General features: G+C 62.9%; 13 protein-coding genes. 8 read left to right on the forward strand and 5 right to left on the reverse strand.

What is annotated here, in order from left to right; translation table 11 throughout:
* Positions 1-97: 97 nt before the first annotated feature.
* From ACW9IB_RS08240 to ACW9IB_RS08255, 4 genes are all read left to right on the forward strand, one after another.
* Complete coding sequence (locus tag ACW9IB_RS08240) at positions 98-763, forward strand: epoxyqueuosine reductase QueH (protein ID WP_457413163.1); 666 nt, start codon at positions 98-100, stop codon at positions 761-763.
* 85 nt (positions 764-848) lie between these two features.
* Entirely contained in the window at positions 849-1,346 is a 498-nt protein-coding gene (locus ACW9IB_RS08245; protein WP_457363984.1) for a sigma-70 family RNA polymerase sigma factor, read from the forward strand.
* The gene (locus tag ACW9IB_RS08250; protein WP_457413164.1) at positions 1,343-2,296 is read left to right on the forward strand and encodes a FecR domain-containing protein; all 954 of its coding nucleotides are present in this window, start codon (positions 1,343-1,345) and stop codon (positions 2,294-2,296) included. Before ACW9IB_RS08245 ends, ACW9IB_RS08250 begins: the two co-directional genes overlap by 4 nt.
* Positions 2,297-2,386: 90 nt before the next feature.
* On the forward strand, positions 2,387-4,819 hold the full coding sequence (locus ACW9IB_RS08255) for a TonB-dependent siderophore receptor (RefSeq protein WP_457413166.1): 2,433 nt from the start codon (positions 2,387-2,389) through the stop codon (positions 4,817-4,819).
* A 30-nt stretch (positions 4,820-4,849) separates the two neighbouring features.
* Here the strand turns inward: ACW9IB_RS08255 and ACW9IB_RS08260 are convergent, their stop codons facing one another.
* Positions 4,850-5,902 carry a HoxN/HupN/NixA family nickel/cobalt transporter gene (locus ACW9IB_RS08260; protein WP_457413169.1) on the reverse strand — a complete coding sequence of 351 codons (1,053 nt, stop codon included), beginning with the start codon at positions 5,900-5,902 and terminating at the stop codon, positions 4,850-4,852.
* 132 nt (positions 5,903-6,034) lie between these two features.
* The gene (locus tag ACW9IB_RS08265) at positions 6,035-7,480 is read right to left on the reverse strand and encodes a hypothetical protein (RefSeq protein WP_457413170.1); all 1,446 of its coding nucleotides are present in this window, start codon (positions 7,478-7,480) and stop codon (positions 6,035-6,037) included.
* A gap of 175 nt (positions 7,481-7,655) precedes the next feature.
* Between ACW9IB_RS08265 and yfcF the strand changes: the two genes are divergently transcribed.
* Positions 7,656-8,288, forward strand: a complete 633-nt coding sequence (gene yfcF, locus ACW9IB_RS08270) for a glutathione transferase (RefSeq protein WP_457413172.1) — start codon at positions 7,656-7,658, stop codon at positions 8,286-8,288.
* Positions 8,289-8,290: 2 nt separating this feature from the next.
* Here yfcF and ACW9IB_RS08275 read toward each other — a convergent pair whose 3' ends face one another.
* Entirely contained in the window at positions 8,291-8,554 is a 264-nt protein-coding gene (locus ACW9IB_RS08275; RefSeq protein ID WP_457363978.1) for a hypothetical protein, read from the reverse strand.
* Between the two features lie 142 nt (positions 8,555-8,696).
* Between ACW9IB_RS08275 and ACW9IB_RS08280 the strand changes: the two genes are divergently transcribed.
* Both ACW9IB_RS08280 and ACW9IB_RS08285 read left to right on the forward strand, forming a co-directional pair.
* Positions 8,697-9,341, forward strand: coding sequence for an ATPase (locus tag ACW9IB_RS08280; protein ID WP_457363977.1), 645 nt, complete (start codon positions 8,697-8,699; stop codon positions 9,339-9,341).
* A gap of 34 nt (positions 9,342-9,375) precedes the next feature.
* Positions 9,376-9,717, forward strand: coding sequence for a hypothetical protein (locus ACW9IB_RS08285; protein ID WP_457363976.1), 342 nt, complete (start codon positions 9,376-9,378; stop codon positions 9,715-9,717).
* Positions 9,718-9,866: 149 nt separating this feature from the next.
* On the opposite strand, the gene ACW9IB_RS08290 is transcribed toward ACW9IB_RS08285, so the two are convergent.
* A complete protein-coding gene (locus tag ACW9IB_RS08290; RefSeq protein WP_457413173.1) occupies positions 9,867-10,613 on the reverse strand; it encodes a creatininase family protein in 747 nt (248 codons plus the stop codon).
* A gap of 29 nt (positions 10,614-10,642) precedes the next feature.
* Positions 10,643-11,371, reverse strand: a complete 729-nt coding sequence (locus tag ACW9IB_RS08295) for a murein L,D-transpeptidase catalytic domain family protein (RefSeq protein ID WP_457363974.1) — start codon at positions 11,369-11,371, stop codon at positions 10,643-10,645.
* A 41-nt stretch (positions 11,372-11,412) separates the two neighbouring features.
* On the opposite strand from ACW9IB_RS08295, the gene ACW9IB_RS08300 reads away from it, so the two are divergent.
* Positions 11,413-13,008, forward strand: coding sequence for a L,D-transpeptidase family protein (locus ACW9IB_RS08300; RefSeq protein ID WP_457413174.1), 1,596 nt, complete (start codon positions 11,413-11,415; stop codon positions 13,006-13,008).
* Positions 13,009-13,044: the final 36 nt, after the last annotated feature.

Raw genomic sequence — 13,044 nt, forward strand, 5'->3', positions numbered from 1 at the left:
ATCTTGTGATCATCTGGAATGAAATGAGTTTGTCTCGGCTGGAGCGGGTATCGACAATGTCGCTTGCATTTCCAGATGAACTTTCGAAAAGGCCGCTATGTCCCCCGTCAACCGCCCGACACTCACACTGCCCGAAGGCGCCGACAAACTCCTGCTGCATTCCTGCTGTGCGCCGTGTTCCGGCGAGGTGATGGAAGCGATCACCGCGTCCGGCATCGACTACACGATCTTCTTCTACAACCCCAATATTCACCCCGAGCGCGAGTACCTGCTGCGCAAGGACGAAAACATTCGGTTTGCCGAAGAACACAACGTGCCGTTCATCGATGCGGACTACGACACCGATAACTGGTTCGCCCGCGCCAAGGGCATGGAGCACGAGCCCGAGCGCGGCGTGCGCTGCACCATGTGCTTCGACATGCGCTTTGAGCGCACCGCGCTGTATGCCTATGAGCACGGCTTCAGCGTGATCTCCAGTTCGCTGGGGATTTCCCGCTGGAAGGACATGCAGCAAATCACCGACAGCGGCATCCGCAGCGCGCAGAAGTATCCCGGTATCACCTACTGGGACTACAACTGGCGCAAGGGCGGCGGTTCGTCGCGCATGATCGAGATCAGCAAGCGCGAGCGGTTTTACCAGCAGGAGTATTGCGGCTGCATCTATTCGTTGCGTGATACCAACCATCATCGCAAGGAGCAGGGGCGCGACATCATTCGCCTGGGGGTCAAGTATTACGGGGATGAAGAGACGTCGAACGACTAAATTGCCAGCGTCCCCCCGGGCAGACTAGAATGCGATCAATTCTTAATTACTGCTCGGCATTGGTGCCTGGCGCCCGGTGATTTGCATGTCGTCTTCGCTCAATCTGCCTATCCAGGACCTGTACTGCGAACACCACGGATGGCTCTACCGTTGGCTCGACCGCAAGCTGGGCAATGCCAGCGATGCCGCCGACCTGGCCCATGACACCTTCATGCGTCTGTTGACCCGCCAGCAGGGCGCCGGTTACGGCAGTGAACCCCGTGCGTTGCTTACCCATATCGCCAAGGGCCTGATGATCGACAGCTGGCGCCGCCAGGAAGTCGAGCGTGCCTACCTGGAAACCATCGCCCACTTGCCCGAGCAGGAGGTGCCATCGCCCGAAACCCGCTGGCTGATCCTCGAAGCGCTGTACCGCATCGAGGCCATGCTGCGGGACCTGCCGGAGAAAACCCGCACCGCCTTCCTGATGTCGCAGATCGACGGCCTGACCTATCAGCAGATCGCCGATGAATTGAAGGTGTCGCTGGTGTCGGTCAAGCGTTACATGCGCGATGCGTTCCTTGCTTGCCTGAGCGTGGCATGAACCCGTCCATCGACCCGCTGATCCTCGGCGAAGCCGCCGACTGGATGGTGCAGTTGCAGTCCGGCAGCGCCACCGAGGAAGACCGCCGCGCCATCGCCCAATGGCAGGGGCGCAGTGCCCAACATGCCCAGGCGTGGCAGCGTGCCGAAGCGATTCTCGGCGATTTCAACAGCGTGCCGGGCGCGATTGCCGGCGACACGCTCAAGCGCATCGGCCGCAAAAAGTCCCTGGGTCGGCGCCAGGCCCTCGGGCTGTTGCTGCTGGCCGGGCCCGCGACGTGGCTTGCGTATCGGCAAAAGCCCTGGCAGAACTTGACCGCCGACCAGCACACCGCCGTCGGCGAACAACGCCAACTGACCTTGCCCGACGGCACGCACCTGCTGATCAATACCCACAGTTCGTTGAATATCGCCTTCACCGACCAGCTACGGCGTGTCGAACTGCTGCAAGGCGAGGTGATGATCACCACCGCCAAGGATCCGGCCGCCGTGCACCGCCCGTTTATCGTGCAGACCCGCCACGGCATCGCCCGTGCGCTGGGCACGCATTTCAGCGTGCGGGTGGGCGAGCAGCGCAGCCGTGTCGCAGTGCTTGAAGGCGCGGTGCAAATGCTGCCGGAGCAGGGAGGCCACGGGGTGATCCTCAAGGCCGGCGAGCAGGGTGCATTCGATTGGAACGACGTGGCGCCGGTAGAACCGCTGGATATGAGCGCGGTCACTTGGGAAAACGGCATGCTGCTGGCCCAGCACATGCCCCTGGCGACGCTGCTCGACGAGCTGGGCCGCTACCGCTCCGGCGTGTTGCGTTGCCATGCCAGCGTGGCGGGGCTGAGCGTTTCCGGAGCGTTCCCGTTGCGCGACACCGACGCCAGCCTGCGCCTGTTGCAGCAAACCCTGCCGGTGAAAGTCAGCAGTCTGACCGGCTACTGGGTGACCGTCGAGCCGCGCTGAAATTTTTTCACCTTTACCTGATACCTTTTCCGTGGTCGTGCGGTGTAGGGGGAGAACCCTCAACTTTGCAGCGCGTCGACAGGTATGCCCATGATCTCCACCCCGCACCCCAACCGCCCCTTCAAGGCCCTGAGCCTGGCTGTCGCCCTGGCCGCCCTCGCACCGTTGCACAGCGCGGTGGCGGCAGACGCGGCGTCTACCAGCGCCGCGCGCAGCTACAACATCGAGGCGGGTGCATTGGGCAATGTACTGGCGCAGTTCGCTGCGCTGTCGGGGGTGCCATTGTCGTTCGACTCGCGCCTGCTCAATGACCAGCAAAGCCCCGGGTTGCACGGCAGCTTCACCGCAGAAGCCGGGTTCGCCCAGTTGCTGCAAGGCAGCGGCTATACCGTGCAAAGTACCGGCGGCACGGGCTACACCGTGGTGCCCCAGGCCAGTGGCGACGCCGTGCAGTTGGGCGCGACGATGATCAGCGGCGAGGCGAGCGGGGCGCAGGCCGACACCTATGGCGGTGGTCAGGTGGCGCGCTCGGCGCGTCTCGGCGTGCTGGGGAATCGCTCGATCAATGACGTGCCGTTCAGCGTGGTCAGCTACACGTCCAAGACCATCGCCGACCAGCAGGCGCGCACCGTGGGTGACGTACTGCTCAACGATGCGTCGGTGCGTCAGTCCTCAGGGTTCGGCAACTTTTCCCAGGTGTTCACCATTCGCGGCCTGCCGCTGAGCACCGACGATATCGCCTTCAACGGCCTGTACGGCGTGTTGCCCCGGCAGATCATCACCACCGAGGCGCTGGAGCGTGTCGAGCTGTTCAAGGGGCCCAGCGCCTTCGTCAACGGCGTCTCGCCGGCAGGCACCGGCATTGGCGGCAGCGTCAATCTGGTGCCCAAGCGTGCCGAAGATATCGCCACCCGCAGCGTGACCCTCGACACCACCAGCGACGGCCAGACCGGCGGCCATATCGATCTGGGCCAGCGTTTTGGCGAAGACAACCGCTTCGGTGCCCGGGTCAACCTGGCCCGACATGGCGGCGACACGGCCGTCGACGATGAATTCAAAAGCTCGCAGCTGATCGCCGTCGCTCTGGACTACCGCGGTGACAACCTGCGTCTTTCCACCGATTTCGGCTACCAGAAAGAGCGCATCAACAACGGTCGCTCCGTGGTTTACCCCAACGGTACCCAAGTGCCGAAGGCGCCGTCGGCCAAGCATAACTACGCGCAGGACTGGAGCTGGTCGGAGCTGGAAGACACCTACGGGATGTTCAACGCCGAATACGACCTCAATGAAAACTGGACGGCCTACCTGGGCGGCGGCGCCAAACACACGCGGGAAAACGGCCAGTATTCGTCGCTGTACGTGGGCAACGATGGCGCAGGGCGTGTCGGGTTTCTCTACTCGCCCCATGATGAAGACAACAAGAGCGCCATGGCCGGGTTGAATGGGCACTTCGATACGGGGCCGGTCACGCACCAGGTCAATTTCGGTTTGTCCGGGATCTGGGGCGAACAGCGTTCGGCGTTCGAGGCGATCCTGCAAGCCAACCGCCGCCCGGGCAACCTGTACAACCCGACGCAGATCCCGCGTCCGACCGTGACTTACTTCGGCAGCGATATTCACGACCCGCGCATCGTCGGCAAAAACCGCATCAAGAGCGCAGCGGTTTCCGACACGCTCGGGTTCATTGATGATCGCGTCTTGCTGACCGTGGGCGTACGGCGTCAGACCATCGAGGTGGATGGCTGGAACACCACCACGGGAGCGCGCAACGCCAACTATGCCGAGTCGATCACCACACCGGTGTACGGCCTGGTGATCAAGCCGTGGGAGCATGTTTCGTTCTACGCCAACCGTATCGAGGGGTTGGCCCAGGGGCCGACGGCGCCGCTGAACAACGTCACTAACCCCGGCGAAGTGTTTGCGCCCAACCGCAGCAAGCAGACCGAGGCCGGGGTGAAGCTGGATTGGGAGAGCTACGGTGCGACCCTGGGTGTGTACCGTATCGAGCAGCCGAGCAGTGCGACCAACCGCAACCCGAATGGCACCAATACCTTCAGTGTCGATGGCGAGCAAATCAACAAAGGCGTGGAACTCAACGTCTTCGGTGAACCCATCGATGGCCTGCGCTTGCTGGCTGGGGCCACCTGGATGCACACCGAGTTGAAGAAAACCTCCAATGGCCTTACCGACGGCAATAGCGCGGCGGGCGTGCCGCGCTTCCAGTTCAACGTCGGCGCCGATTGGGACGTGCCGGGCCTCCAGGGCGCTGCACTCAGCGGCCGCCTGCTGCGCACTGGCGGCGAATACGTGAATGCCACCAACACCCTGAACATCCCGGCCTGGACCCGCGTCGACCTCGGTGCCCGTTATGGCTTCAAGGCCGATGACAAGTACATCACCCTGCGCGCCAACGTCGAGAACGTGGCAAACAAGGCGTACTGGGCCTCGGCCTCGACCGCCAACAACTACCTGACCCAGGGCGAACCGCGCACGGTCAAGGTCTCGGCGACGGTGGATTTCTAAGGCTCGGCGGGTGTGTCGTAGGCGCCGGGGTTAGGCGACTTCGATCCGATCAAAACCCTTCAGGCGATACAGCAGCACCGACGCGGCCCAACTGGCGACGAAGATTCCGATGATGAGGTAGCCCAGCAAGCCGAAACTGTCGTTGAGGCTGCCGATAAAACGCCAGAAATCGCCCTTGAGTTCCAACTGGTCGCCGATCAGGCCCAGGGCTTCGATGCTGCCGATAATCACCGCCACCACCACGGACACCAGGGTGATGCTCAGGTTGTAGTAGAGCTTGCGGATCGGCTTCATGTACGCCCACCCGTATGCCCCGAGCATCAGGTGTCCGTCCAGCGTGTCCACCAATGACATGCCGGCGCTGAACAGCAGCGGGAACACCATGATCGACCATGGGGACAGGCCCTGGGCGGCTTGTGTGGCGGAAATGCCCAGCAGGGCGATTTCGGTGGCGGTATCGAAGCCCAGGCCGAACAGGAAACCCAGCGGGTACAGGTGCCAGCTGCGGCTGACCAGGCGAAACAGCGGGCGAAACAGCCGCGCCAGCACGCCACGCTCGGCCAGCAGCAGGTCGAAATCATCGTCCCCATAAGCGCCGCCCTGGCGCACATGACGCCACGCCTTGTAGATCGAGCGCAAAATCACCAGATTCATCAGCGCGATCACCCATAGAAACAGCGCCGACACCGAGGTGCCGATCACCCCACCCACGGCCTTGAATCCTTCGAAATGGTCTTTGAGGGTCGCAGCGGCAAACGCCACACCAATGGAAGCCAGCACCACCACCGAGGAGTGCCCCAGGGAAAAGAAGAAACCCACGGCCACCGGGCGCTTGCGTTCTTGCATCAGCTTGCGCGTGGCGTTGTCGATGGCCGCGATGTGATCGGCATCCACCGCGTGGCGCAAGCCGAAGCTGTAGGCGAGCAGGGCGGTGCCCAGCAGCACCGGATGCGTGTGGAACGCCACCAGCGCCCAGAGCCAGGCGCCGATGTTGAGGGCGATCAGTACGCCATAGAGGCCAAACAATCGGGAGCGGACTCCATGGCTGGAGTCACTGAAAATCTGGGCAAGGCGGTGGATCATCCGATAAATCCTGTGTGCAGTGACGCCACCGCTCCATGGCAGGAGCGGCATGCGGTGCTGAAACAGTCAGGCACGGTGGGCGACGTTAATCGATTCTGCGCGGATCCAAGATGAAATCTGCGGGCAGGCCGGTCATGCGCTGGCTTCGGCCTCCGCCACCGGTTCTTTGGCAGGCGCCGAGCGGAAGCGGCGCAGCCCTTTGAGGTCGACTGCCCAGCGCAGGGCTTCGGTGGCTGAAGGGCGCAAGCCCTGGCGAATGGCATGTTCGTCGCGGGTCAGTTGATCGAGGTAACCGCGGGCACCGTGGCGCTCGCTCCAGTATTGGGTATGGCTGAGCCAGGAACGGGCCAGCCAGCCGTTCCATTTGCCCACGGTGACCGGCAGGTCCAGGACGCCCAGGCCCATCACCGGCTGGACCGGACCGCTGACGATATCGCCGAACAGCCCGTAGGGCGCGGGGAAGTACAGGTTGGTCCAGCGTGTGACCGCAAAGGCCGCCGCATGGTGCAGGTACTGCGGGGTGTAGGGCCGTTCGCCCAACATCACCGGCTGGCGGGCGTTGTAGCCGTAGCCTTTGTCGTCTTCAGTGGGCGGGCAGGCTGGGGCTTCGCGACGTTCGATGCGCTGCTTGAAGTCACTGACACTGCGACCCAACAACAGGCTGGCATGGGCCATCGGGCTGCCCACCGTGACCAGGTCGGTGATACGCCACGGGTTGCCCAGGCCGCGTTGTTCGTTGAAGGCTTCGGCCTGCTGCTCGCGAAACGCCAGGGTGCGGCCCAGGCTGCCATCCAGCGCCAACCCGGCCTCGGGCAGCGCCTGCTTGACCACCGGTTGCAGCGGTTCGTGGTTGGCGTGACGGGCAGCCAGTTCGCGGTTACTGGGAATTACCTTGGTCAGTTGGTCATGATGCTCGTGCCACAGGTAACCGACGATGTCGTAGGCAATCACGCTGCCGAGGCTGTGGCCGACCACGATGATGCGGTCGTAGTCGCCCTTGCTGTGCAGGGCGCGCAGCAACGCGACGCCATCGGCGCGGATTTGCTCGCGCACCATGACGTTCTGCGGGTTGGGGCTGAGATAGCGTGCGGCGTCGCCCAGATAGGACAGCGCGGAATAGCGCAGCCCCAGGCCGATGGCGCCGAGCACCAATGGAATCAGGGCGAACGGGTTGTCGTTGTGTTCGAACCGGCCCCACGCTGTGGCCAGGGTGCCACTGACCACCAGGAGCAGGAGTGCGACCACGGTCCAGCGGGTGGTGCGCCAGATCGGCACGATGGCCTCGGGAATGTCCCGGCGCGGGCGCTTGAAAATGTCCCACAGCCAGCCCAGCAAGTGGCCGACCTTGGTGCCCTGCATCTTGTGGGCCCAATAGTATTCATAGAAGTCGGTGGTGTTGCGTCCCGCCGATTTCAGCACGCGCAGGTCGAAATTGCGCGACAGCCGGTCCGGCTTGCTCCAGTAGAAGGGTTTTTCGCCAGGCGAGTCGGTCGGGATCATCGCCTCGACGAAGCTGTGCAGGGTATCCATCGGGCGCTGTTCGCCGATGCCATGTATGACGACAACCGCTTGTTTCATGAGGGGTTCATTCCTTGAAAATCACGAAGGGCAGGGCGACGGTGCGGGTGCGGCGCGGTGCCATAATATTGCCATTAGTGTTGCCATTCCCGCCAGGAATAGCCCCATAAAAACCGTGCATTGTCTTTCTGCTCGCACTTCTCGTAGCGTAGCCCTTCACCCAAGGAGACCTGCCATGCAACTGCGTCCGTTACGCCTCTACGTCGATTCCCGGTTTACCAGCCCCTACGCGATGTCGGTGTTCGTGACCTTGCGCGAAAAAGGCCTGGCCTTCGAAACACTCACCCTGGACCTGGACGCCGCGCAGCATCACTCGGCGGATTTCGCCCGCCTGTCGTTGACCCAGCGCGTACCGACGCTGGTCGAGGGCGACTTTGCGCTGTCGGAGTCTTCGGCCATCTGCGAGTACCTGGAACAGCGTTATCCGGCGCCAGCGGTGTATCCCGCCGATCCGCAGCAGCGTGCGAGGGCGCGGCAGGTGCAGGCGTGGCTGCGCAGTGATTTGCTGCCGATTCGCCAGGAGCGCTCGACACTGGTGGTGTTTTATGGGGAGAAAATGCCCGCGCTGTCTGCGGAGGGTGACGCGGCCGCGCAGAAGCTGATCCGTGCGGCGCAGGCGCTGCTGGCGGAGAGCCCTGAGTATTTGTTCGGGGCATGGTCGATTGCCGATGTGGAACTGGCGGTGATGCTCAATCGCCTGGTCCTCAATGGCGATAACGTGCCTGCCGACCTGGTCGAGTATGCCCGGCGCCAGTGGAGCCGACCGTCGGTGCAAGCCTGGGTCAACCTGCAACGTCCGGCACTGTAGGCCTATTCGGCTTCCACCGTCCGTAGCCACGCCTGTTCCACCCGCCGGTCCAGGTCTTCCCAGTCGGCCATGCCCAGCACGCGGGTGGTGTTCAGCCCGCGCAGATAACCCCGCAGTTGCTGGGCGCTGGCGTGGCGTTGATGGCTGTCGGTCGTGTCGTCCTGCAGCACGTTCTCGTAGTCGACCAGGTAATCGGCGACTCGCTCGCGAAACTCCGGCAAGACGGCTTCGCGGATGCGGTCGAAGGTTTTCTGGTGGGGCTTCATGGCGAGTCCTTATGGTTTTTGACGTTCAGGCCGCGCGGCACTATCGGTTCAGATAATAGTCACCATCACGCATCGCAAGTTCTGTTTTTGTGGGAATAGCGGAAAATTGCCCCATCGAGACGCTGCTCAAGGAGACCGCGCGATGAGGACAATTATCCAACTGACGTTGATGGCCCTGATGCTGGGCAGTGTCGTCATGACCAACCCGGCGATTGCCGACGAACTGCGTACCAGCCATTTGCTGCCACTCGTGGGTAGCGTAGACTCCCTGCAGCGTGGGCAATCGGTGGGTGTGTTGTACAGCGACAACACCCGCGACAACCTCAATTACCTTGAACGCTACCACGCCATGGCCTTGAATGGCGCCAAGGATGCCCTCGACGGGCGCATCCGCGAGGCGTTCGTCAACAGCTCCGACCCGGAGTTGGCCATCGATTGGTTGATGAACTCGCTGCAAGGGGCATTTGTGTCGGTGACGTTCTACGACACCCTGGATGACCTGGTGCAAGCGCATCCCGATGTGGTGGTGATGCTCGACACCCATAATCAGCTGTTGACCCGGCGTAACGATCAGGTCGAGGCACGTTTTACTGCGCGATTCTACGACGCGGACCTGCAATACATCGCCAAGGCCGAAGGCGCGGTGAACCGTCAGGTGCCGTCGGTGTGGGTGCGGGACAAGGCTGCCCCCGAGATTGCCGCGCAGATCGAGCAGCAGCGCGATGTACAGCTCGATGCCTTGAAGCAGTTCGATGCATCGCTCAAAGCCTTGGTCCGTGCGGGCTGATTGAATTCTTTCTTTTTGATATGCAGGATTTTCTATGCGTTCTTTGTGTGTACCGGCCCTGGCCATTGCTTCGTTCGTGCTGACCGGTTGCGTTTCCGCGCCCAACGCCCCGACCCTCACTCTGCAGACCGGCAAGGGCCCCGAAGCCTATGTGCAGTGCGTGGTGCCCAAGCTGGAAAAACACGGCATCACCTCGACCGTGACGCAGAATTCGCGCCACGCCAAGGTGGTGTTGACCAGCAAGATTGCCGCCGATGATGTACTGGAAGCCTACAAGTCCCAGGACGGCGGCAAAGTGTTCCTGTATGAGCGCAAGCCGCTGGCGTCGGCGATTACGCCGTCGCGGTTGGAGCTGGCGGCGCAGGAGTGCAAGTGATTCCAGGCAATGAGCGTTCCCACGCTCCGCGTGGGAACGCCGCCCTGGACGCTCCGCGTCCGCTTTTGAGGTCGTGACGCAAAGCGTCACAGGATGCGTTTCCACGCAGAGCCTGGGAACGATCGGCCATCATTTGATCGGTACTCGGCTTAAGGCCTGGCTTCGTTGCTGAAGGCGTCGACCGTTTTGAGCAAGCCCTGCGCCGCCAACGCCACCAACTCCCCACCTTTTTCCACGGTGGCCAGCGCAGGGTCGGAGCCCATGCGCCCATCGGGGAAGCGGGCACGGAAGTCCAGGGCCTCGCGGATCGGCCCGGTATTGGCGATCTGCGGCGAGTAATCGGCGGTCTTGATCGTGGCCGGGTAGGCCCACTGGGTCACCGCGATTTCCGACGGTGTGGCATGGCTGCCATGGCCGACCGGGAATTGACGTTGGGCCAGCTCGTTGACGCCTTCCAGGTCCCACCAGTTCACCAGCTTCAGCGCAAACCCGGCCGGGCGGCGGGCGAAGCTGGCTTCGGCGTACAGCTCGGAGAATGCCGCCTCGATCGTGGCAATGTTGCCGCCATGCCCGTTGAGAAACAGGATCTTGTCGAAACCGTGCCCGGCCAGCGAGCGCACCCAGTCGCCGATGGCGGCAATGAAGGTGGAGGGACGCAGGGAAATGGTGCCGGGGAAGCCCAGGTGATGCTGGGCCATGCCGATGTTGAAAGTGGGGCCGACCAGGATGTCAGCGTTTTTCTGCGCCTCATGGGCGATGATTTCCGGGCACATCCAGTCCGTACCCAACAGGCCGGTAGGCCCGTGTTGTTCATTGGAGCCGATGGGGATCACCACCGTACGGCTGCGCTCCAGAAACTGCCCGATTTCGATCCAGGTGGACGTGTGTAGAAGCATGTGGCGCTCTCTTATCGCTGTGGGACAGGCTATCCGCCACGGATTGTACGACTACTCGCCACCTGTTGGGGTTTGCAATTGAGGTAGGTCGAGGACTTGAGCCAGCGCTGGTCCGGATACCACGAAAACATGAATTGACCATCCTTGAGTTTGTCGACCACCTGACGCGCCACTTGCGGGCGCACCGCCGGGCAACCCTGGCTGCGCCCGATGCGGCCTTCGCGCTTGCTCCACAGCGGGCTGACATAGTCGGCGGCGTGGATCACCAGGGCACGGTCGCGGGCCTGATCGTTGAAGCCCGGTTCCAGGCCGTCCATGCGCAATGAATAGCCGTGGGTGCCCAGGTAACTTTCCTGGGTGCGGAACAACCCCAGGCTGGACTGATGGCTGCCTTCGCGGTTGGAGAACTGCGTGGCGAAGTTTTCCCCGGATTTGGCACCATGGGCCACCAGATCACGCAGCACCAGGGTCTTTTTGCGCAAATCGAAGATCCACAGCCGACGGGCGGTCGAGGGCTGGGAATAGTCAATCACAGCCAGGCGCTCTGAGCGTTCTTCTCCATTATTGACCGCGCACTGCACCGCGCTCAGGGCGCTTTTGAGCACAGTGGGATTGAGTTCTGGAGCCGAGCGCGCCAGGCTGCTATACAAGGAAGGAGGGGTGCCGTTGGCGGCGAGCGCAGAATGGCTCAACACAGCCAGGCTCAAAGTGATCAGGCTCGCGGAGGTCACCCGCAGCCGGCACAGGAAAGTCAGCATCTACAGTACATCCCCCACACTGTGGATTGGAGCAAAGCCAATTGTTCAAAAAACACGCATGTTACTTGAGCATTTGCCTGCTCGTTGCACCATTGGTCGCGACAGCCGAAGCCCCGGCGGGCGAGCCCCTGCCCGTGGCGCCACCGATTCTGGTGAACTCCGCGCCCGTGCAACAGGCCCTGGCCCAACTGCCCAGCGTCTGCCCAAGCCTCGCGCCGCAGATCGACGCCGCCGCCCAAGCGCGCCTGCAAGCCTTCTATCAGCAGCAGGGCGATGTGCCCCTGTGGTCTGCCGATGAACGCCGCCAAGCCTTGCAAGCGCAGTTGCTGATGCTCGCCGATGACGGCCTGGATCCCACCCACTATAGCTTGCCTGCGCCAGATGCCACGGCCAACGTGCTGTGCAGCGATATCGGCAACAGCCGGCAGTACCTGCAAGCCCTGCAGGACCTGCACTACGGGCGCCTGCAACAATCGCGTTTCGAACCACTGTGGCATTCCCAGCCGCCCACCCGGGATCCGAACACCGAAGTTCTGGCGTTCGCTGCCCTCGGTCTGCAAGACATGGCTCAGGCATTTGATCAGGCACGCCCCAGCGCCGACTTGTACCGCAGCTTGCGCAATGCCTATTCCAGCGTACGCCAGCAGCCGTTGCCGCACTGGGACCCGGTCGGCAGCGGACCATTGCTGCGTCCCGGTATGGAAGACCCGCGCGTGCCGGAACTGGCGCGGCGGCTGGTCAGTGGCGGCTACCTGGCGCAGGCGCCCAGCGGCAAGCAGTACCGCGACGAGCTGGTCAAGGCGGTCAAGGCGTTCCAGCTCAGCCACTCCCTGCAAGCTGATGGCGTGATCGGCGCTGGCACCGTGGCCGAGCTGAATATCAGCCCGGCGGTGCGCCGCGAACAGTTGCGCATCAACCTTGAACGTTTCCGCTGGCTGGCCCAGGACCTGGAACCTGAAGGCGTGCTGGTCAACGTCGCCGCTGCGCAACTGAGTGTCTACCAGAGCGGCATCCCGGTGTGGCAAACCCGTCTGCAAGTCGGGCGTGCCGAGCGCCAGACACCGTTGCTCAAGTCGCGCATCACCCGACTCACCCTCAACCCCACCTGGACCATCCCGCCGACCATCATGCGCGAGGACAAACTCCCGGCCATTCGCCTCAACCCCGAATACCTGCGCCAGCAGAACCTGCAAGTGCTGGACGCCGAGGGTCACCCGCTGACCGCCGAGCAGATCGACTGGGCGCGCCCGGGCAATATCCTGCTGCGTCAGGAGGCCGGCCCGCGCAACCCGTTGGGCAAAATCGTGATGCGCTTCCCCAATCCGTATTCGGTGTACCTGCACGACACCCCCAGCCAGCCGCTGTTCACCAAGGGCCCACGGGCGTTCAGCTCGGGTTGTGTGCGGGTCGAACAACCGTTGCTGCTGCGTGACCTGCTGGTTAGCCCGGCCGAACGCGCGCGCACCGACGAATTGCTGGCCACCGGCATCACCCACGAATTCCGTCTGGCCACGCCGGTGCCGGTGTTGCTGGGTTACTGGACCGTGGAAGTCGACCGCCAGGGCAGCCTGGTGTACGCGCCGGACATCTACGGGCGGGACCTGGTGTTGATGAAGGCGATGGGGAGTGTGTTGTAAGGGCGCAGAGGTGTTGTGGTGAGCAGGTTAGTCCTG

The organism is Pseudomonas sp. SDO524_S393 (genome assembly GCF_054071875.1).

Coding starts and splice junctions, on each gene's coding strand:
- ACW9IB_RS08295 (WP_457363974.1), bottom strand. CDS start 11,371: ATGCTGACTTTCCTGTGCCGGCTGCGGGTGACCTCCGCGAGCCTGATC.
- ACW9IB_RS08245 (WP_457363984.1), top strand. CDS start 849: ATGTCGTCTTCGCTCAATCTGCCTATCCAGGACCTGTACTGCGAACAC.
- ACW9IB_RS08285 (WP_457363976.1), top strand. CDS start 9,376: ATGCGTTCTTTGTGTGTACCGGCCCTGGCCATTGCTTCGTTCGTGCTG.
- ACW9IB_RS08260 (WP_457413169.1), bottom strand. CDS start 5,902: ATGATCCACCGCCTTGCCCAGATTTTCAGTGACTCCAGCCATGGAGTC.
- ACW9IB_RS08265 (WP_457413170.1), bottom strand. CDS start 7,480: ATGAAACAAGCGGTTGTCGTCATACATGGCATCGGCGAACAGCGCCCG.
- ACW9IB_RS08250 (WP_457413164.1), top strand. CDS start 1,343: ATGAACCCGTCCATCGACCCGCTGATCCTCGGCGAAGCCGCCGACTGG.
- ACW9IB_RS08255 (WP_457413166.1), top strand. CDS start 2,387: ATGATCTCCACCCCGCACCCCAACCGCCCCTTCAAGGCCCTGAGCCTG.
- ACW9IB_RS08240 (WP_457413163.1), top strand. CDS start 98: ATGTCCCCCGTCAACCGCCCGACACTCACACTGCCCGAAGGCGCCGAC.
- ACW9IB_RS08275 (WP_457363978.1), bottom strand. CDS start 8,554: ATGAAGCCCCACCAGAAAACCTTCGACCGCATCCGCGAAGCCGTCTTG.
- ACW9IB_RS08290 (WP_457413173.1), bottom strand. CDS start 10,613: ATGCTTCTACACACGTCCACCTGGATCGAAATCGGGCAGTTTCTGGAG.
- ACW9IB_RS08280 (WP_457363977.1), top strand. CDS start 8,697: ATGAGGACAATTATCCAACTGACGTTGATGGCCCTGATGCTGGGCAGT.
- yfcF (WP_457413172.1), top strand. CDS start 7,656: ATGCAACTGCGTCCGTTACGCCTCTACGTCGATTCCCGGTTTACCAGC.